General features: G+C 67.3%; 17 protein-coding genes and 1 tRNA gene. 12 read left to right on the plus strand and 6 right to left on the minus strand.

The features are described from left to right. Positions 1-60: 60 nt before the first annotated feature. On the minus strand, positions 61-1,329 hold the full coding sequence (locus tag E3O19_RS03865) for a PucR family transcriptional regulator (protein WP_134565413.1): 1,269 nt from the start codon (positions 1,327-1,329) through the stop codon (positions 61-63). Positions 1,330-1,709: 380 nt separating this feature from the next. Here E3O19_RS03865 and ald point away from each other — a divergent pair, with 380 nt between their 5' ends. Further along, complete coding sequence (gene ald / locus E3O19_RS03870; protein ID WP_134565414.1) at positions 1,710-2,828, plus strand: alanine dehydrogenase; 1,119 nt, start codon at positions 1,710-1,712, stop codon at positions 2,826-2,828. Positions 2,829-2,898: 70 nt separating this feature from the next. On the opposite strand, the gene E3O19_RS03875 is transcribed toward ald, so the two are convergent. From E3O19_RS03875 to E3O19_RS03890, 4 genes are all read right to left on the minus strand, one after another. Further along, complete coding sequence (locus E3O19_RS03875; RefSeq protein ID WP_134565416.1) at positions 2,899-3,573, minus strand: TetR/AcrR family transcriptional regulator; 675 nt, start codon at positions 3,571-3,573, stop codon at positions 2,899-2,901. Positions 3,574-3,581: 8 nt separating this feature from the next. Beyond that, positions 3,582-4,883: an ABC transporter permease gene (locus tag E3O19_RS03880; protein ID WP_134565418.1), complete on the minus strand. Its 1,302-nt coding sequence runs from the start codon at positions 4,881-4,883 to the stop codon at positions 3,582-3,584. Next, entirely contained in the window at positions 4,880-5,614 is a 735-nt protein-coding gene (locus E3O19_RS03885) for an ABC transporter ATP-binding protein (protein WP_134565419.1), read from the minus strand. The genes E3O19_RS03880 and E3O19_RS03885 overlap by 4 nt, the downstream gene beginning before the upstream one ends. Positions 5,615-5,845: 231 nt before the next feature. Continuing rightward, positions 5,846-6,484: an MBL fold metallo-hydrolase gene (locus E3O19_RS03890; RefSeq protein WP_134565421.1), complete on the minus strand. Its 639-nt coding sequence runs from the start codon at positions 6,482-6,484 to the stop codon at positions 5,846-5,848. 104 nt (positions 6,485-6,588) lie between these two features. On the opposite strand from E3O19_RS03890, the gene E3O19_RS03895 reads away from it, so the two are divergent. The 10 genes from E3O19_RS03895 (at position 6,589) to E3O19_RS03940 (ending at position 16,736) form a co-directional block, all read left to right on the plus strand. Continuing rightward, positions 6,589-7,497: a diacylglycerol kinase family protein gene (locus E3O19_RS03895; protein ID WP_134565423.1), complete on the plus strand. Its 909-nt coding sequence runs from the start codon at positions 6,589-6,591 to the stop codon at positions 7,495-7,497. Positions 7,498-7,553: 56 nt separating this feature from the next. Further along, positions 7,554-7,626: transfer RNA gene (locus E3O19_RS03900), tRNA-Glu, on the plus strand. A 262-nt stretch (positions 7,627-7,888) separates the two neighbouring features. Further along, entirely contained in the window at positions 7,889-8,914 is a 1,026-nt protein-coding gene (locus tag E3O19_RS03905) for a TerC family protein (RefSeq protein ID WP_134565425.1), read from the plus strand. A gap of 123 nt (positions 8,915-9,037) precedes the next feature. Then, complete coding sequence (locus tag E3O19_RS03910; RefSeq protein WP_241981174.1) at positions 9,038-9,931, plus strand: PP2C family protein-serine/threonine phosphatase; 894 nt, start codon at positions 9,038-9,040, stop codon at positions 9,929-9,931. A gap of 361 nt (positions 9,932-10,292) precedes the next feature. After that, positions 10,293-11,750: a 3-isopropylmalate dehydratase large subunit gene (leuC, locus tag E3O19_RS03915; RefSeq protein WP_134565427.1), complete on the plus strand. Its 1,458-nt coding sequence runs from the start codon at positions 10,293-10,295 to the stop codon at positions 11,748-11,750. 1 nt (position 11,751) lies between these two features. Beyond that, on the plus strand, positions 11,752-12,360 hold the full coding sequence (leuD, locus tag E3O19_RS03920; RefSeq protein WP_134565429.1) for a 3-isopropylmalate dehydratase small subunit: 609 nt from the start codon (positions 11,752-11,754) through the stop codon (positions 12,358-12,360). A gap of 101 nt (positions 12,361-12,461) precedes the next feature. Beyond that, entirely contained in the window at positions 12,462-13,790 is a 1,329-nt protein-coding gene (gene murA / locus E3O19_RS03925; RefSeq protein WP_134565506.1) for a UDP-N-acetylglucosamine 1-carboxyvinyltransferase, read from the plus strand. A 61-nt stretch (positions 13,791-13,851) separates the two neighbouring features. After that, positions 13,852-14,607, plus strand: a complete 756-nt coding sequence (locus tag E3O19_RS03930; protein WP_134565430.1) for a lysophospholipid acyltransferase family protein — start codon at positions 13,852-13,854, stop codon at positions 14,605-14,607. Further along, positions 14,597-15,724, plus strand: coding sequence for an NAD(P)H-dependent glycerol-3-phosphate dehydrogenase (locus tag E3O19_RS03935; protein ID WP_134565432.1), 1,128 nt, complete (start codon positions 14,597-14,599; stop codon positions 15,722-15,724). Before E3O19_RS03930 ends, E3O19_RS03935 begins: the two co-directional genes overlap by 11 nt. Continuing rightward, on the plus strand, positions 15,627-16,736 hold the full coding sequence (locus E3O19_RS03940) for a D-alanine--D-alanine ligase family protein (protein WP_134565434.1): 1,110 nt from the start codon (positions 15,627-15,629) through the stop codon (positions 16,734-16,736). Before E3O19_RS03935 ends, E3O19_RS03940 begins: the two co-directional genes overlap by 98 nt. A 34-nt stretch (positions 16,737-16,770) precedes the next feature. Here E3O19_RS03940 and E3O19_RS03945 read toward each other — a convergent pair whose 3' ends face one another. Beyond that, positions 16,771-17,286, minus strand: a complete 516-nt coding sequence (locus E3O19_RS03945) for a DUF3515 family protein (protein ID WP_134565436.1) — start codon at positions 17,284-17,286, stop codon at positions 16,771-16,773. 24 nt (positions 17,287-17,310) lie between these two features. Between E3O19_RS03945 and thiL the strand changes: the two genes are divergently transcribed. Beyond that, positions 17,311-18,318 carry a thiamine-phosphate kinase gene (gene thiL / locus E3O19_RS03950; RefSeq protein ID WP_134565438.1) on the plus strand — a complete coding sequence of 336 codons (1,008 nt, stop codon included), beginning with the start codon at positions 17,311-17,313 and terminating at the stop codon, positions 18,316-18,318. Positions 18,319-18,335: the final 17 nt, after the last annotated feature.

Genomic DNA, 18,335 nt, shown 5'->3' on the forward strand with positions numbered 1-18,335 from the left:
CCCCTCCCAGGCAGATCAGGGGCCGGCGGCCCGCGTCAGATCCGGGGTCGGCGGCCCGCGTCAGATCCGGGGTCGGCGCGACCAGCGGTCGGCCTTCATCGCCAGGTGCAGTTCCAGCCGAACCTGGCCGCCGAGCGGGTCGGCGCCAATCAACGAGCGGATCTTCGCCAGCCGGTTGTAGATGCTGCTGCGGTGCAGGTGCAGGGCGGCGGCGACATCCTGAACTGCACCGTCGGTGTCGTAGAGCAGCTCAAGCATGGGTAGGAGCTCTCGGTTGCCGTCGAAGTCCCGGAGCTCGGTGAAATAGACGGACTCCACGGGGGCCAGGTTGCGGCTGGCCGCAGCGAGGAACTGGTAAACGCCGATCCGGCGGTAGTCCGCCACCGTGCCCAGCCGTCCGTCGACGGCGGCGGCCTGCACCGCCTTGCGGGACTGGGCGTAGGCCTCCGGCAGGAGCCGGAGGTCGTGGAAGGCCTCACTGACGCCCATCAGGTCCGGGCGGGCCGGTGTGCCGCCACGACGGGCGATCTCGGCCCCATACCGGGCAAGCACCTCGGCGTGCGCCAGCTTGCCGGGGGAGTCGCGTAGCAGCACGACGGCGTGCGTCTCGGTGCCGGCGCTGAACCTGGCCGCGTCGATGCCGACGGTGGCCTGCAGTGCAGCAATGCGCTGTAGTAGGGCTCCACTCTCCTGTGCGCTGCCGCTCGCGTCGTTCGCACAGTCATTCGTCGCGACACCGCCCGCTCCCGCGCCGTGCGAAAGGACGCCGGCCGGGCGGTCGATCAGGGTCGCGACATGCCAGGGCCCGGTGGCGTGGATCTGCGGCCAGTCCGCGATCTCCTCGACCGCGACAGGATCGGCGGCGCAGGCGGCCAGGAACAGCGTCTCGCGCTGCCTTCGGTGTTCGGATTCGGCCGTGTTGGTGTCGAGCAGCATCTCGGCGAGCCGGTCGAGCTGGGCCCGCACGGCCGGTAGCTCGCCGAGGATCTCCGCCGGCGACTCGTCCCGGGACCCCTGCAACGCCCAGAGATAGCCCACCCGGAAGCCGCGCACGAGCAGGGGAACACACACCCGCCCGAGCATCCCGAGTTCGACATTGGCCGGCACGACCACCGGCCGCACCGCCGCGGCGATGCCGTGCCGCAGCTGCCAGGCGCTCACGTCGGCCGGGACCCTCTTACTGAGCAGAAAATTGACTCGCACGCTGTCGGCGAGTGGCTGGTCGCGGCTGTACGCGACGAGCCCGCCGTCGAGGTCTTCGAGCGAGAGTGCGCGGTCCAGGCCGGCGGCAAGCGCCTCGACGAGCTCCTCGATTTGCGCCGTTTTCATGGGCTCAATGCTAAGCGCCAGACGGGGCTCGTTTCGGACATCCGGCGACGATTGGCGAGCCGAGAGTAGACAACTGTCGAGTGACAAACGGTCGAGGCGTCCCTTTGGGCCCCAAACACCATGCATCGACGGTCGCACGGGCCGGGGCAGGTTCAGGGCAAAACCCCTGAACCACGGCGGAACGGAAGATCGGTATGGCCAGCTGACAGCATCCGGCGTCCTCGATCACCGACGCTCGCGGCCGACGGATGCCGGGCGCGCCGGCTCCGCTCTCCGGTCCGGCCCCGAATGCGGCCCTAGTCTTGACCCCGCCGCCGGCAGTGTCGCAGAGGCACGCCAGCGGACCCTTCCACGAGAACCAACCAGTAACGGAGTCGGTCATGATCATCGGTGTACCCAAGGAAATCAAGAACAACGAGTACCGTGTCGCGATCACCGCCTCCGGCGTGCACGAGTTCCTGGCCAACGGCCACACGGTTCTGATCGAGACCGGAGCCGGACTCGGCTCGCAGATCAGTGATGAGGAATACCGCGTCGCCGGCGCCGAGCTGGTCGACTCCGCCGACGCACTCTGGTCCCGCTCCGACATGGTGATGAAGGTCAAGGAACCGGTCGCCGCGGAGTACCACCGCTTCCGTGAGGGCCTCGTGCTCTTCACCTACCTGCACCTGGCCGCCGAGCCCGAGCTGACCGTGGCACTGATCGACGCGGGAGTCACGGCGATCGCGTATGAGACCGTGCAGACTCCCGGCCGCGGCCTGCCCCTGCTGGCCCCGATGAGCGAGGTGGCCGGTCGGCTCTCCGTCCAGGTCGGCGCGCAGTCGCTGATGGCGCCCGCCGGGGGTAAGGGTGTGCTGCTCGGCGGCGTGCCGGGCGTGCGCCCGGCCAAGGTGGTCGTGCTCGGAGCCGGCGTCGCCGGAACGAACGCCGCCGCAATGGCCCTGGGGCTCGGCGCTGACGTGACCATCCTCGACATCAACATCGACCGCCTCCGCCAGCTCGACGGCCAGTACCAGGGCCGGCTGAAGACGGTCGCCTCGAACTCCTACGAGGTCGAGCGGGCCGTGATCGACGCCGACCTGGTGATCGGCTCGGTCCTGATCCCGGGTGCCAAGGCCCCGAAGCTGGTCACCAACGAGCTGGTCTCGCGGATGAAGCCAGGCTCGGTGCTGGTGGACATCGCCGTCGACCAGGGCGGCTGCTTCGCGGATACCCGCCCGACCACGCACGAGAACCCGACCTACACGGTGCACGAGTCGATCTTCTACTGCGTGGCCAACATGCCTGGCGCGGTGCCGAACACGTCGACCTACGCCCTGACCAATGTCACCCTGCGCTACGGCGTTGCCCTGGCCAACCTGGGCGTGAAGGTCGCCTGTGAACGTGATTCGGCGCTGGCCCTGGGGTTGAACGTCGCCGCCGGGCGGGTCACGAACCAGTCGGTGTCCGACGCCCACGGCCTGGAACTGGCCGACTGGCGCGAGCTCGTCACGGCCTGATCTGGCACGCACGTCGGGGCCGTCCTGGCCCCGCGGTGCGCAGTGCGGCGCCGATGCCGCCGGCCCGGCGTCAGCCGGGCCCGGCGTCAGCCGCGCGGTGCCGGCCCGGTCGCGCCGGTGATCCGGCGCACCAGCGCGATCGAGTGCCGGAGAAGTTNAGAAGTTCACCCGGACTGCCGGCGAAACCGCCGCTGAACCACTTCTGCATCGAGAAGCGCATCACGCTGCCGGCGAGGGTGACCACCATTCGCGCCTCGTCCTCGAGGTCGGGCGTCGATTCCTCGGTGCGGCCCTGGGTGTGGAGGCGCTCCTGCACCAGCAGGGTGAGGCTTTCCTCGAGCTCGGTGATGCGGGTGTTCTCCCGGCCGAGCAGCTCCGGGGTGCGTTCGATCAGTAGCCGCCGTGACCGGAGGATGCCGGGGTCCGGCTCCTGGTCGACTAGTGCGGCGGTGATCAGCCCAACGAGGTCGCCGAGGATATCGGCGTCCGTGCCGTGCACGAAACGCGCCAGTTCGGCATCCGCCGGCATCGGTGGCGGCGTGCCCAGGAAGACGCCCTCCTTGGTGCCGAAGTAGTTGAAGAAGGTGCGCTGGGAGATCATTCCCGCGTCGCAGATCATGTCGACCGTGACGTTCTCGTAGCCGTGCTCGAGGGCCAGGGCCAGGGCCGCGCGTTCCAGGCCGGCCTGGGTTGCCGCGCGCTTGCGGGCGCGCAGCCCGTCGTCCAGGGTCGGCTTGCTCGTCATCCCGTCTGCTACTCGTACCGGAGGGCGTCGATCGGGTTTTGCCTGGCGGCGGCCCTGGCCGGCAAGGTGCCGGCGAGGAACGCGATCAGCATGACGACACCGATGATGATGGCGATGGAGCTAGGCGCGAACTGCACCACCTGCAGGCCGGGCAGGGCGGAGAAGACGCCGTCGGCGAGGATGTTGCTGACCAGGGAGCCGACGCCCACGGCGGCAAGCGCGCCGAGGGCGCTGCCGAGAAAGCCGATGAAGACCGCCTCGGTGCTGAAGAGGGTATACACGCGCCCACCGTTCATCCCCATGGCCTTCATCAGGCCGATCTCACGGGTGCGTTCCTGCACGCTCATCAGCAGGGTGTTGATGATGCCGAAACCGGCGGCGATGAGCGCGATCACGGCGAACGCGTTGAGCACGCCGATGATGACATTGATCACGGTCTGGAAGGAACCGATCGTGTCGGCGACGGTCTGCGACGCGAAGCCCTGCTTGGCGAGGTCGTCCTTGATCGCGGTGATCTCCGCCGGGGTGCTCTTGATGTCGAAGTTCGCGGTGGCCGTCGCATAGCTGTCAGTGGCGCCCGCGGGCGCCCCGGTGACCTCGATCGTGTGCAGTCGGTCGGTCAGCGGCTGGTTGAGTCCGGCGCCGACGCCGAGGATCGTCTCGTTCTGCACTCCGATGACGGTGGCCTTGACCTCCTGCTGGACGCCAGCATAGTCGGTGATCCCGATCGAGACGGTCTGGCCGATCGCCGCCTTCGCGCTCGCGAAGCCCAGATTCTTCAGGTAGGTCGTCGGGAGCAGGATCTGGTCCGTCGTGCTCGAGTTGTCCAGCTGCGCGCCCGCGGCCAGGTCCGCGGTGGTGAGGGTGGCCGTGGCGTTGACAATGATCTCGAACTTGCCCTTGCCGTCGTACTCGATGTAGTCAGGGGTCACCCGAACCGAGGGATCGACGTTCAGGATCCCCGTGGTCTTCGCGATTTTGGTGAGGTCCTTGGCGGTGAGGGCCTGGATGGTCGTTCCCGGACGCGATCCGTTGCCGAGGCTGACGGTGGTCGCCTTGCTTGGGTCGTAGGCGGCCGGGCCGTCGGTGGTGGACGAGGTGGAGTCGGCCGCCTTGGAGACCGTGAGCACGTCCGCCGCGCCGATCGCGGAGACCTGCGTGTCGATGTAGCTGGTGACGCCGGTGCCGATGCCACTGGTGATGGTGAGGGTGAAGGCGCCGATGAAGATTGCGATCACGGTCAGTCCCGTGCGGAGTTTGCTGCGGAAGCTGTTCGCGATCGCGGTTTTGACGATGTCGATGAACTTCATGCGTGTGCTCCTGCGTGTGCGCCGGGGTGTCTCTTGTTCGGGGTTCCGGATTCGGTGGTGTCCTCGAGGCCGTCGCGGATGAAGATCTGGCGGTCGCAGCGAGCGGCGAGTTCGATGTCGTGGGTGACGATGATGAGCGTGATGCCCTTGTCCTTGTTGAGCGCGAAGAGGATGTCCTCAACCACCGCCCCCGTCGCCGTGTCGAGGTTGCCGGTCGGTTCGTCCGCGAAGATCACCTTCGGGTTGTTGACGAGGGCGCGGGCGATGACGGCGCGCTGCTTCTGTCCGCCGGACAGGTTGATGGCCGTATTCCGGGCCTTGTCGGCGAGCTCCAGCTGTTCGAGCGCGGCCATTCCGCGGGCCTTGCGTTCCCGGGGCGGCACACCGGCGATCTTGAGCGGGAGCACGACGTTGTCGAGCACCGTGGCGTTGGCGGTGAGGAAGAACTGCTGGAAGACGAAGCCGAAATCCTGGTTGCGCAGCCGGTTCACCTCCTTGCCCTTGAGCTTCTTCGCGTCGGTGCCCTCGACCAGGAGAGTGCCGCTGTCTGGGTCGTCGAGGAGCGCGAGCAGGTGCATCAATGTGGACTTGCCCGATCCGCTCTTACCGACGATGGCGACGGATTCACCGGCACGGATATCCACGGACACCCCCTTGAGTGCGTCGAAACGGTTCGCGCCGCTTCCATAGGACTTGCCTATGTTCTGGGCCGAAAGCACGGGAACGCTCATGATGCGGGAATCCTTCGCTGGGAGGGTTGTGCAGACACAATAGAATTACAGTAGCTGCACCCATGCCAGACTGACTGGAAGCGGGCTGTGTGCTCTCCGTCAGTTTGATTCACGCCCGACGACAGACGCGTTCGTTCGCGGAAAAAGCACCTCCGCGCCGGGCGCGAGCGTGCTTTTTGCGTAACTCAACAACCGGGGCCGCAGATCCGCTGCCGGGACGGAGCGCCACGGTCAGAGGTTCAGGGACTCGCCCGGTTCGAGGGGGAAGAACTCGCCACCGTTCTGCTCGGTGGCGGAGCGGATCCGAGTGTTCGAGAGCTCCTTGCCTGCCCTCGAGAGCAGCATCTCGTGGGTGGGGAAGCTGCGCCGCGGCTTGATCGCGAGCACGTAGTCGATGACCTCGCTGATCTTGAGCCAGGGGGCGTTGGCCGGGACGGCCAGGGTGGACACCTCAACCCCGGCCGGGATCGTGAACGCGTCGCCGGCGTAGTACAGCTCGTCATTGACGAGCACTCCGACGTTGTCGATCACCGGGATCGACTCGTGGATGACGGCGTGCTTCTCGCCGAAGAACCGCAGCCGGAACGCACCGACGTCGACTTCGTCGCCGGCCGCGACGACCGTGACCGGGTAACCTGGCGCTGCCGCGGCGACCCCGGCCGGACCGAAGATCCTGGCATCGGGGCTGAATTCCAGCACCCGGTCGAGCTGCTCGGGCCTCCAGTGGTCAGGGTGCTCGTGAGTGATGACGACGGCATCCGTGTTGGCCGTGTCGGTGAGGGCGGTGGTGAACGAACCGGGGTCGATGAACAGTCTGCGGCCGGCGACGTCGACGATGAGGGCGGCGTGCTCCAGTTTGGTCAGCTTCATGCCCCGAGCTAATACCCATACGAGACGCGGGGCAAGCCGCGACACAGCGAGCACGACGGGGCCAGCAGCCGAGGGAGACGGGGCCGTCCCCCTACGCTGGATCCATGCCCGCTCCCGCTGCTGCCCTGCGCATCATCGTCGCCATCAACGCCTACGCCTCATTCGGTCGTCGCCCGGAAGTCGGTCCCCGGGTCGAAGCCGCCCTGGTGGCGGCCGGCCACACCGTCACCGGCCGCAGTGAGGTCAACTTCGAGCTGCTCCGCACCGAGGTGGCATCCGATCTCGTGCCCGGTGTGGACGTGCTCGTCGTGGTCGGGGGAGACGGGATGGTGAGCCTGGCCACGAATCTGGTCGCCGGAACCGCGATCCGGCTGGCAATCGTGCCGACCGGAACGGGCAACGACCTCGCTCGCGGGCTGGGCATCCCACTCGAGGACACGGAGGCCGCCATCCTTCACCTCCTCGACGCGATCTCCCGCCCGCCTCGGGCGATCGACGCGATCCGGGTGCGGGCCGAAGGTCGTACCAGCTGGTGCGCCGGCGTCGTCTCGGCCGGCTTCGATGCCGTGGTCAACGACCGGGCAAACCGGATGCGGCGACCGCGCGGCAAGAGCCGCTACACGCTCGCCATGCTGCTCGTGCTGGCCACCTTCAGGCCGTTGTCCTACCGTCTGACCGTGGATGGCGTGGAACGTACCGTCCGCGCCATGCTCATCTCGGTCGCGAATAACACCTCGATCGGCGGCGGCATGCGGATCGCCCCCGACGCGCTCCTGGACGACGGCCTGCTCGACCTGTTCATCGTCGCGCCCCTGTCGCGGCTGGGCCTCCTGCGGGTGTTCCCGAAAGTATTCTCCGGAACGCATACCGCGCTTCCGCAGGTTGAACTCAGCCGGTGCCGGAGCGTACGGATCGACGCGGACAACGTGGTCGCCTTCGGCGACGGCGAGCGGATCGGACGGCTCCCCGTTCAGCTCGATGTCGTGCCCGGAGCGCTGCTCGTACACGCTTGAGCGGCTCGGTTTGGTCCGGGTCCATTCCGTGTGGCATACTCGGTGAGTTGCGAAACGGCCCCATCGTTTAGCGGCCTAGGACATCGCCCTCTCACGGCGGTAACGCGGGTTCGAATCCCGCTGGGGTCACAACAAAAGCTCCTCCGGTTTACCGGGGGAGCTCTTTTGTTTTGCGCTGGCGGGGATGGGTCCCAGTGCAGGGAGCGTGCCGGTAGACTTCACCGAGTGAAAGGGAGTATCCCTGTGGGCTGAGACTCTCCGCCCTATGCCGTGATCGTCAACACGGGCCGCAGCATCGTGGGCCCCGGGCGCGGTGGTGTCGACAGATACGGGAGAGACTTTCGGGTTTCGTGCTGCTCTCAGCACCCCGTCAGTGAAAGGCTCTGCCCGCATGGATCTTGCTCTACCGCTCTGGTTTGAAATCGGCGCACTCGTCATCCTCACGCTCATCCTGGTCGCCGACCTGCTGATCGTGTTCAAACGGCCGCACGTGCCGTCAATGCGGGAGGCGACACTCTGGGTGGGGTTCTACGTGGGGCTCGCCCTCGTCTTCGCCCTGCTCATGCTCGTGCTGGCCGACGCCGAACACGCCGGCCAGTTCCTTGCCGGCTGGCTGACCGAGTACAGCCTGAGCATCGACAATCTATTCGTCTTCGTGATCATCATGGCCAGGTTCCAGGTGCCCAGGAAGTACCAGCAGGAGGTGCTCATGGTGGGCATCATCATTGCGCTCGTGCTGCGCGGCATCTTCATCCTCCTCGGCGCCCAGCTGATCGAGAACTTCAGCTGGATCTTCTACATCTTCGGGGCTTTCCTGCTCTACACGGCTGTGCACCAGGCGGTGGCGAAGGACCCTGAGGAGGACGAGGCCGAAAACGGTCTGATTCGTTTGTTGCGCAAGCGGATGCGGATCTCCCCGGACTTCAACGGCTCCAAGCTCCGAACGCTGGTCGACGGCCGCAAGATCTTCACCCCGATGCTGATCGTGCTCCTGGCGATCGGCACCACAGACCTGGTGTTCGCGCTCGACTCGATTCCGGCGATCTTCGGGATCACGACCAGCCCGTTCATCGTGTTCACCGCCAATGTGTTTGCGCTGATGGGCCTGCGCCAGCTCTACTTCCTGCTCGGCGGGCTGCTCGAGCGGCTCGAATACCTCAAATACGGGATCGCGTTCATCCTCTTCTTCATCGGGGTCAAGCTCGTGCTGCACGCCCTGCACACCAACGAGGTCGCGTTCATCAACGGCGGCAACGGTGTCGCCTGGGCGCCGGAGATCGACACCTGGACGTCGCTCGGCGTGATCGTCGGGTCGATGGCCGTCGCCACCGTGGCCAGCGTGATCAAGGCCTCCCGCGACGCCGGGAAGCGCGGCCACACCCTCGCCGAGGAGACTTCGCAGCCCGTCGAGGGGTAGCCGGCCACGCGGTGACGGGCTGCGGCCCAGCGAACGTCACGGATCTTGGTACGGTGGAAACTCATCGTCGTCGGTGGCGCGTCCGCGGCTCATCGACGCGAAGAACCGAACACTGGAGTGCCCGTGTCCCAACCTGGCGAGATCGACATGATGCTGCCCTCCACCCTGGTGCGATTCTCGTTCAGCGCACACAGCGACGTCGGCCTCGAGCGCAGGATCAATGAGGACAGCTTCATGGCCCAGGCGCCGGTCTTCCTTGTCGCGGACGGGATGGGCGGCCACGCCCACGGCGACGTCGCCAGCCAGACCGTCGCGCGGGTGTTCGAGGAACACATCGAGCGCGGTGCGCCCTCGACTCCTGAACGCATCCTCGACGCCATCCACTCATCGAATGACGCGGTGCGCGACCTGAGCGCCGTCGACGACTTCGGCACGGCGGTCTCCGGAACGACCCTGGCCGGCGTCGCGTTCGTGGACGCGGGCGACGACGTCGGATTCCATTGGATGGCCTTCAACATCGGCGATTCCCGGGTCTACACCTGGGACGGCCACACACTGGCCCAGCTCAGCGTCGATCACTCCGCCGTTCAGGAAATGGTGGATGCCGGGCTGATCACCGCCGAGTCCGCCGAGCAGCATCCGGAGCGCAACGTGATCACCCGGGCTGTCGGCGCCGACGAATTCGTGGACGCCGACGTGTGGCTGATACCGGCATCCGGCCGCCATTCGTTTCTGGTCTGCACAGACGGCCTCACCAAGGAACTTGGCCATGCGGAGATCGCCGGGCTGTTGGCGACCCACGATGAGTCCTCCGCGACCGGGCGCTCCATCGCCGAGGTTCTCGTCGACGCCGCGCTGGCGCACGGCGGCCACGATAACGTCACGGTCGTATATGTCGAATCGGTGCTGGGCGATCCGGAAACGCGCGGTCAGGATCCGGACGATGAGAACACGCAGGATCGGATGCCCGTGGCTCGGGAGCATCTCGAAGACGCGAGGCCACGCAGCCAGGGGTGAGGGACACTGCTCTCCATCGCGCGGCGTCGCGTCGCTGCGCCTGGCCGGCAAGAAAGCGGATGTCGCTCCGCGGCGACGGTTTCCCCGGCGATCATGGCCCGTGTCGGCGGTGTGACCGATCTCGACCCGGGCTTGCGAGGATCTCCCGAATTGGGTTCACGCCTGATCCTGGTCAATTTCGGCGTCACCGTCGCTCGCGAATGACGGTCGCTTCCAGTCCAGGGACAGGCAAAGTGTTAGCCTGTCGGAGTGCTGTTTGGTCGACTTCTTCTTCTTTGCCGCGACGAGTCCCAGTTCTGAGGCCTCCCTCGTCGCGGAGTCCGTCGTTGGCTGCCATCAATCCTGAGGAAGACGCACAAACATGACTGACGCAACATTGACGGGCACATTGACGGGCGGACGGCCGCGGAACCTGGCCGAGAAGGTCTGGGACAAGCACCTCGTCGCCAAGGGCGAGGGTTGTACGCCCGACCTCATCTACATCGACCTGCACCTCGTGCACGAGGTGACCAGCCCGCAGGCCTTCGACGGTCTCCGCCTGGCAGGCCGTCCCGTGCGACGCCCCGATCTGACCATCGCCACGGAAGACCACAACACCCCGACCCTGGCGATCGACCGGCCCATTGCGGACCCCACCAGCCGCATCCAGATCGAGACCCTGCGCCGCAACTGCGAGGAGTTCGGCATCCGCCTGCACTCCCTCGGCGACATCGAGCAGGGCATCGTGCACGTCGTCGGACCGCAGCTCGGGCTGACCCAGCCGGGGATCACCGTGGTCTGCGGCGACTCGCACACCTCCACCCACGGCGCCTTCGGGGCGATGGCCCTCGGTATCGGCACCAGCGAGGTCGAACACGTCCTGGCCACGCAGACCCTGCCGCTGCAGCCGTTCAAAACGATGGCTATCACCGTCAACGGCACCCTGCGACCTGGTGTCACCGCCAAGGACATCATCCTCGCCGTGATCGCGAAGATCGGCACAGGCGGCGGACAGGGCTACGTGCTCGAATACCGTGGCAGCGCCATCCGGGACCTGTCAATGGAGGGCCGGATGACGATCTGCAACATGTCGATCGAGGCCGGCGCCCGGGCCGGCATGGTGGCTCCGGATGCGACCACCTACTCCTATCTCAAGGGCCGCGCACACGCGCCGTCCGGCCAGGACTGGGACGACGCCGTGACCTACTGGGACACCCTCCCGACCGACGAGGGCGCCGTCTTCGACGCGGAGATCGTGCTCGACGCTGACGCCCTCGAACCTTTCGTCACCTGGGGCACCAACCCGGGCCAGGGCGTCTCGCTCAGCGCGACAGTGCCCAACCCGGCCGACATCGATGACGCGAACGAACGCGCCGCCGCAGAGCGCGCCCTCGAGTACATGGACCTCGCCGCAGGCACCCCGATGAAGGAGATCAGGGTCGACACCGTCTTCCTCGGCTCCTGCACCAATAGCCGGGTCGAAGACCTCCGCGCTGCTGCAGAGATCGTCAAGGGACACTCCCTCGCCGACGGCGTGCGGATGCTCGTCGTGCCCGGTTCCGCCCGGGTGCGGATCGAGGCGGAGGCCGAGGGTCTCGACAAGATCTTCACCGACTTCGGCGCCGAGTGGCGGTTCGCCGGCTGCTCAATGTGCCTCGGCATGAACCCAGATCAGCTCGCCCCGGGGGAGCGATGCGCCTCGACGAGCAACCGCAACTTCGAGGGCCGGCAGGGCAAGGGCGGACGAACGCATCTCGTGTCCCCGCTCGTCGCCGCAGCCACCGCGATCCGCGGCACCCTGTCCAGCCCGTGGGACCTGATCGAGGATGGAGATCACTGACTTGGAAAAGTTCACGACCGTCACGGGGATCGCGCTGCCGCTGCGCCGCTCGAACGTCGACACGGACCAGATCATCCCGGCCGTTTACCTCAAGCGCGTCACCAAGACCGGGTTCGACGACGCCCTCTTCGCAGCCTGGCGACAAGACCCCGATTTCGTCCTCAACCAGGCGGCCTACCAGGGCGCCCGGGTGCTCGTCGCCGGCGCCGACTTCGGCACAGGCTCTTCCCGCGAGCACGCCGTCTGGGCACTGCGCGACTATGGCTTCGACGTCGTGCTCAGCCCCCGTTTCGGCGACATCTTCCGGGGCAACTCCGGCAAGCAGGGGCTCCTCGCGGGCCAGATCACCGAGGCGGACGCCCAGCAGCTCTGGGACATCATCGAGGCCAACCCGGGAGTGGAACTCACCGTGGATCTGGTTGCCCGCACTGCACGGGTCGGCGATCTGAGGATCCCGTTCGTGATCGACGACTACACCCGTTGGCGCCTTCTTGAAGGCCTCGACGATATTGGCCTGACCCTGCGCGACGAGGCGCGGATCTCAAAATTCGAATCCGATCGGGAGTCCTGGCGACCCCGAACACTCCCCGCGAAGCAGGTAAATCAGTGAGCACAGTCAGCGATATCGAGCGCAATCGTGAAGTCGCACAGCAGCGTGAAGACGATCAGAGCCGCGAGAACGCCCAGAACGCCCAGAACTGGGGTGCGGCCGTGGGCTTGAAAGGCGACAAGATCACCATCCGCGGCGGCATTCCGTTGCGCGGCAGGATCGAGCTGAAGGGCGCGAAGAACCTGGTCACCAAGGCCATGGTCGCCGCCCTGCTCGGGGAAAGCCCGAGCCTGCTGAAGAACGTGCCGAACATCAGCGACGTGCGCATTGTGCGCGAGCTGCTCGAGGTGCACGGCGTCAAGGTCACCGAGGGCGCCGAGCCCGGCGAACTTCTGCTCGACCCGATCGACGTCGAGAGCGCCCACTTCGCGGCGATCGACGCCCACGCCGGCTCCTCCCGCATCCCGATCCTGTTCTGCGGGCCGCTGCTGCACCGCCTCGGCGAGGCGTTCATCCCCGACCTGGGTGGTTGCCGCATCGGCGACCGCCCGATCGACTATCACCTCGACGTGTTGCGCAAGTTCGGCGCCGTGGTCGAGAAACAGCCCAACGGCATCCGGATGTCCGCACCGAACGGTCTCAAGGGCACCAAGGTGTCCCTGCCGTACCCGAGTGTCGGCGCGACGGAGCAGGTTCTCCTCACCGCCGTGCGCGCAGAGGGCATCACCGAGCTCAAGGGCGCGGCGATCGAGCCCGAGATCATGGATCTCATCAACATCCTGCAGAAGATGGGCGCCATCATCACGGTCGACACCGACCGGGTCATCCGGATCGAAGGCGTCGAACGGCTCGAGGGCTACAATCATCGCGCCCTGTTCGACCGGAACGAGGCGGCCAGTTGGGCCGCCGCCGCCCTGGCCACCGACGGCGACATCTTCGTCGGCGGCGCCAAGCAGGCTGAGATGCTCACCTTCCTCAACGTGTTCCGCAAGGTCGGCGGCGCCTTCGAGATTCACGACGACGGCATCCGTTTCTACCACCCGGGCGGCGAGCTGAAGCCGGTCATCATCGAAACGGATGTGCACCCCGGCTTCATGACCGACTGGCAGCAGCCGCTCGTGGTCGCGCTCACCCACGCGCACGGTGTCTCGATCGTGCACGAGACCGTCTATGAGCAGAGGTTCGGATTCGTCGACGCACTGGTCGAGATGGGCGCGACGATCCAGATCCACCGTGAGTGCCTCGGCGGGCACCCGTGCCGTTTCGGCCAGCGCAACTTCAACCACTCGGCCGTCATCACCGGGCCGACGAAGCTGCACGGCGCCGACATCGAGGTTCCCGACCTGCGCGGCGGGTTCAGCCACCTGATTGCCGCGCTCACCGCGGAGGGTACCTCGACCGTCAGCAACGTGGGGATCATCAGCCGCGGCTACGAGAACTTCATCACCAAGCTGGAACTGTTGGGGGCTGACTTCGATCTCGAAGGATAATGGGCCTGTGCCAGTTCCCGATCAAGAGCCCCAGCCAGAGCAGCGTCAGCAGAAACAACGCGTGACAAGGATCAGGGAGGGGTCGGAGACCACCCGGCCGTCGGTCTTCTGGGTGCTGGCGGTCCTCGTGCTGCCGCTGATCAACCTGTCGGTGCGCTACCGAATCACGGATGGCGGCAAGTTCCCGCGGTCGGGCGCGTTCGTGATGGCGCCCAACCACTTCAGCGAAATCGACCCGCTGGTGATGGGAGTGCTGAGCTGGAAGCTGGGAAGGGCGCCCCGGTTCATGGCCAAGGCATCCGTGTTCTCGATCCCCGTGATCGGGGTGCTGCTGCGCAAGTCAGGTCAGATCCCGGTCTCCCGCGGCGGAGCCGTGCGCGGCAACGAACCGGTCAAGGCCGCCGAACGGCTCGTCCGCAACGGCCAGATGGTCGTCGTCTACCCCGAGGGATCGCTCACCCGCGACCCAGGGCTGTGGCCGATGCGCGGTAAGACGGGGGCGGTGCGGATCGCCCTCGAACAGGGCATCCCGATCGTCCCGGTCGCCCACTGGGGCACCCAGGCGCTGATGCCGCGATACTCCAAGAGGCTCAGCGTGTTTCCGCGCAAGACGGTCCTGGTCAAGATCGGCGATCCGATCGACCTGGACGAGTTCCGCGGCCGCAACCTGGACACGGCGACCCTGAACGAAGCGACCACCGTGGTCATGGAAGCCATCACCCACCTGCTCGAAGACCTCCGCGGGGAAAAAGCGCCCGTGAAGCGCTGGAATCCCGCCGAGCACGACCAGAAAGAGACCGGCCGTTTTGAAGCCTAAGGTTCAGCCAGGCAAGCGGGTCGCCGTTCTCGGTGCCGGCAGCTGGGGTACCACGTTCGCGAAGATCCTCGCCGACGGGGGAGCAGACGTCGTGCTCTGGGCCCGCCGCCCCGAACTGGCCAGGGAGATCACCGAGGCGCGCCGCAACAGCGACTATCTCCCCGGCATCAACCTGCCGGCCGGCCTGCGCGCCACCTCACGGCTCGACCTTGCCCTCGCCGGCGCCGAACAGGTCTTCGTCTCGGTGCCGAGCCAGTCGCTGCGGGAGAACCTTATCCTCGCCGAGCCGTTCCTCGCGCCCGGCGCGATCGTCGTCTCTCTGATGAAGGGAGTCGAGCGTGGCTCCGGCATGCGGATGAGCGAGATCATCGCCGAGGTCCTGCCGATCAACCCCGACCTGATCGCGGCCATCTCCGGGCCCAACCTCGCCCTCGAGATCGCCAGGGAGCAGCCGACCGCGGCCGTGGTTTCCTCGAACAGCCTCGAAACCGCCCACGCGGTCGCCGTGCTCGCCACCAACCGCTACTTCCGCTCCTACGTCAACACGGATGTCATCGGCACCGAGTTCGGCGGTGTGCTCAAGAACCTGATCGCGGTCGCCATCGGCATCGTCGACGGGGTCGGCTACGGCGAGAACACCAAGGCGTCGATCATCACGCGGGGCCTGGTCGAGATGACCGACTTCGCCGTGGCCTACGGCGCCCACCCGGAGACGCTGGCCGGGCTGGCCGGGCTCGGCGACCTGATCGCGACCTGCCAGTCACCGTTGTCTCGGAACAACACAGCCGGCCGGCTACTCGGCCAGGGTTACGGCATCACGGACGTCGTCAAGCAGATGCAGCAGACTACCGAAGGCCTCGCCTCGGTCGGACCCATTCTCGACCTTGCCCGTGCCAAGGGGGTGGACATGCCCATCGTCGAGCAGGTCCGCCAGGTGCTGGCCGGTACTCTGAAACCGCGGGACCTCGCCCCGCACCTGACCACGGACTCGGATGAGCCGCAGGGCGAAAGGACGATCGATGACTCACAAGCTCACGGTGGCGCTGCTTTTTGGGGGTCGGTCAAGCGAACATTCGATCAGCTGCGCCACGGCGGGCGGCGTCCTGGCGGCAATTGACCGCGAACGATACAACGTCATCCCGATCGGGATCACCCGGGATGGGGCCTTCGTGCTCGAGGAAGACGACCCTGCCCGGTTCGCGCTCAACGCGACCGAACTGCCGGAGGTCTTCGACAACGGCAGCCGGGTGCGCTGGCCGGAGAGCACCCTCAGCCGGCAGGTGACCGTCACCGACGGCGCCGGGCTCGGCGCCCGCTCGCTGGGCAACGTCGACCTGGTCTTCCCGATCCTGCACGGGCCGTTCGGCGAGGACGGTACCGTTCAGGGCCTGCTCGAACTCACCGGCCTGCCCTACGTGGGCTCAGGCGTGCTCGCGTCGGCGCTCGGCATGGACAAACACTTCACCAAGACGGTCTTCCAGCAGGCGTCCCTTCCGGTCGCGCCGTGGCGCACGATCACGGCGGATGACTGGGCCGAGGCGCCGGGGATGGCCCACGCGGCGGTCGAGGAACTCGGGCTTCCCGTGTTCGTCAAACCGGCCAGGGCCGGGTCCAGCGTTGGAGTCAGCAAGGTGTCGACCAGGGACCAGCTCGCCGAGGCGATGCGGGTCGCACTCGCCGAAGACGACAAAGTGCTGATCGAGGCCGGCCTGGTCGGGCGCGAACTCGAAATCGCGGTGCTGCAGGGTCGCCGCGGGGAGCCGGCCCGGGCATCCGTCGCCGGTGAGGTGCTCGTCAGCGGCCGCGACTTCTACGACTTCGCCGCGAAGTACCTGGGCGCGCCAGGCATCGACCTGGTCTGCCCGGCCAATCTCACTGCGTCCGAACTGGCAGAGATGCAGAGGCTGGCGATTCGCGCGTTCGAGGCCATCGACGGTGCCGGCCTGGCCAGGGTGGACTTCTTCCACACCAGGGACGGCTGGATGATCAACGAGATCAACACCATGCCGGGGTTCACGCCGATCTCGATGTTCCCCAGCTGCTGGCTCGCCAGTGGCTTCACCTACCCGCAGCTGATCGACGAGCTGATCGAGGTAGCCCTCAGTCGCCGCGGGGTGCGTTCGTCCTGAGCCCGGCCAGGGAGGCCTGCCTGCAGTCGACGTGCTACGGGGCGGGGACGGCTGTGCCGCCGTCGGTGGGGATGGTGAGGTCTTCCACGCCGAGGCACTGCTTGGTGGCGGGGATGGCGGACACGGCCTTGGCGAGGTCGACCAGGACGGTCGATCCGCTGACCTTGCCCGAGTCGATCACCAGTTCGGTTGCCGGGTCTCGGCCGTAGGTCGTGTACCGGTAGAGCGGTGCCTCGGAGTCCTCCTCGATCCAGTCGATGCCGTTGACACTGAGGCAGGGCAGCGTGGTGGGCACCGGGACGGTGACCCCGCAGTGCAGGAGAACGGCGGCCGGGGTGCCCCAGGCGCCGGTGGCCTGCGCGTTCGTCTCGCGCTCGGGCAGCGACGCTACGGCGGTCGGCAGGCGAACGATCAGGTCGGCGCACGTCGGGTTGGCGGCATCCTTGGACGGCTTGAGCGGCACGATCGCTGTGCAACCGGTCAGCAGAACGGAGCCGGCGACGAGCGTGATCGTGAGGCCGGTACGGACGCGGCGGGAACGGAGAGTCATTGCATTCAGGCTACCGTTTGATGCATGACGAATGCTGCGGCCGCACCGCTTCCCTCGAGCGAGACTCTCGCTGACCTGAGCGAGGGCGAGGTGCTCGCCCGAATCTTCCCTCGACTGCCCGGTTCCGACGCCCAACTGCTCGGGCCGGGGGACGACGCCGCCGTGCTGCGGGCACCGGACGGGCGCTACGTAGTGACAACGGACATGATGATCCAGGGTCCGGACTTCCGGCTGGCCTGGTCCACCCCGCACGATCTCGGGTGGAAGGCCGCCGCAACGAACCTGTCGGATGTCGCCGCCATGGGCGCACGACCGACCGCACTCGTCGTCGCCATCGCGGCACCTCCGTCCACTCCGATCTGGGTGATCGAGGGGATCGCCGACGGGCTCAGGGACGGCTGCGAGGCGCTCGCCCCCGGCTGCGGCGTCGTCGGCGGCGACCTGTCCGCCTCCGACGCCCTGACGCTGGCCGTGACGGCGTTCGGCGACCTCGAGGGACGCGAGCCCGTGTTGCGCTCCGGGGCTCGCCCAGGCGACGTTGTGGCGCTTGCCGGGCGGCTCGGGGACGCCGGATGGGGGCTCAGCCTGCTTTTCCGGCTCGGGGTCGACGCCGACGGCACTCCGGATGCCGCGCTCGCCGCGGCACTGCGGGAGAGGCATCCGCGGGAAATCGGAGCGCAGCTCGCTCCGGAGCCGCCGATCGGCCGCGGCCCCGCCGCCGCGCTCGCCGGGGCAACCGCGATGCTCGACGTGTCCGACGGCCTGGCCATCGACGCGGGCCGGATCGCGCGGGCGAGCGGCGTGGGGATCGACTTCGACTCGAGCGCCCTGGGCGGGCAGGTCGAGCGTGCACTCGGCGGCGGCGAGGACCACGGACTGCTGGCCACATTCCCGGCCGGCGCTCTGCTGCCGGACGGTTTCCGCTGCCTCGGGGTCGTCACGGCCGCGGCTGGAGTGGTACTGGTCGACGGAACACCGCACACTCAGGGCGGCTGGGACCCGTACCGCGGCTGGGACGGCGCGGCGGGCTGAGCCTCGGATCCCACACT

It is taken from the genome of Cryobacterium algoritolerans, from assembly GCF_004402785.1.
Taxonomy (GTDB): domain Bacteria; phylum Actinomycetota; class Actinomycetes; order Actinomycetales; family Microbacteriaceae; genus Cryobacterium; species Cryobacterium algoritolerans.

Bases quoted from the DNA above. Each gene is read 5' to 3' on its own strand.
- E3O19_RS03865 (WP_134565413.1), bottom strand. From the start codon at position 1,329: ATGAAAACGGCGCAAATCGAGGAGCTCGTCGAGGCGCTTGCCGCCGGC.
- ald (WP_134565414.1), top strand. From the start codon at position 1,710: ATGATCATCGGTGTACCCAAGGAAATCAAGAACAACGAGTACCGTGTC.
- E3O19_RS03880 (WP_134565418.1), bottom strand. From the start codon at position 4,883: ATGAAGTTCATCGACATCGTCAAAACCGCGATCGCGAACAGCTTCCGC.
- E3O19_RS03885 (WP_134565419.1), bottom strand. From the start codon at position 5,614: ATGAGCGTTCCCGTGCTTTCGGCCCAGAACATAGGCAAGTCCTATGGA.
- E3O19_RS03890 (WP_134565421.1), bottom strand. From the start codon at position 6,484: ATGAAGCTGACCAAACTGGAGCACGCCGCCCTCATCGTCGACGTCGCC.
- E3O19_RS03895 (WP_134565423.1), top strand. From the start codon at position 6,589: ATGCCCGCTCCCGCTGCTGCCCTGCGCATCATCGTCGCCATCAACGCC.
- E3O19_RS03905 (WP_134565425.1), top strand. From the start codon at position 7,889: ATGGATCTTGCTCTACCGCTCTGGTTTGAAATCGGCGCACTCGTCATC.
- leuC (WP_134565427.1), top strand. From the start codon at position 10,293: ATGACTGACGCAACATTGACGGGCACATTGACGGGCGGACGGCCGCGG.
- E3O19_RS03940 (WP_134565434.1), top strand. From the start codon at position 15,627: ATGACTCACAAGCTCACGGTGGCGCTGCTTTTTGGGGGTCGGTCAAGC.
- E3O19_RS03945 (WP_134565436.1), bottom strand. From the start codon at position 17,286: ATGACTCTCCGTTCCCGCCGCGTCCGTACCGGCCTCACGATCACGCTC.
- thiL (WP_134565438.1), top strand. From the start codon at position 17,311: ATGACGAATGCTGCGGCCGCACCGCTTCCCTCGAGCGAGACTCTCGCT.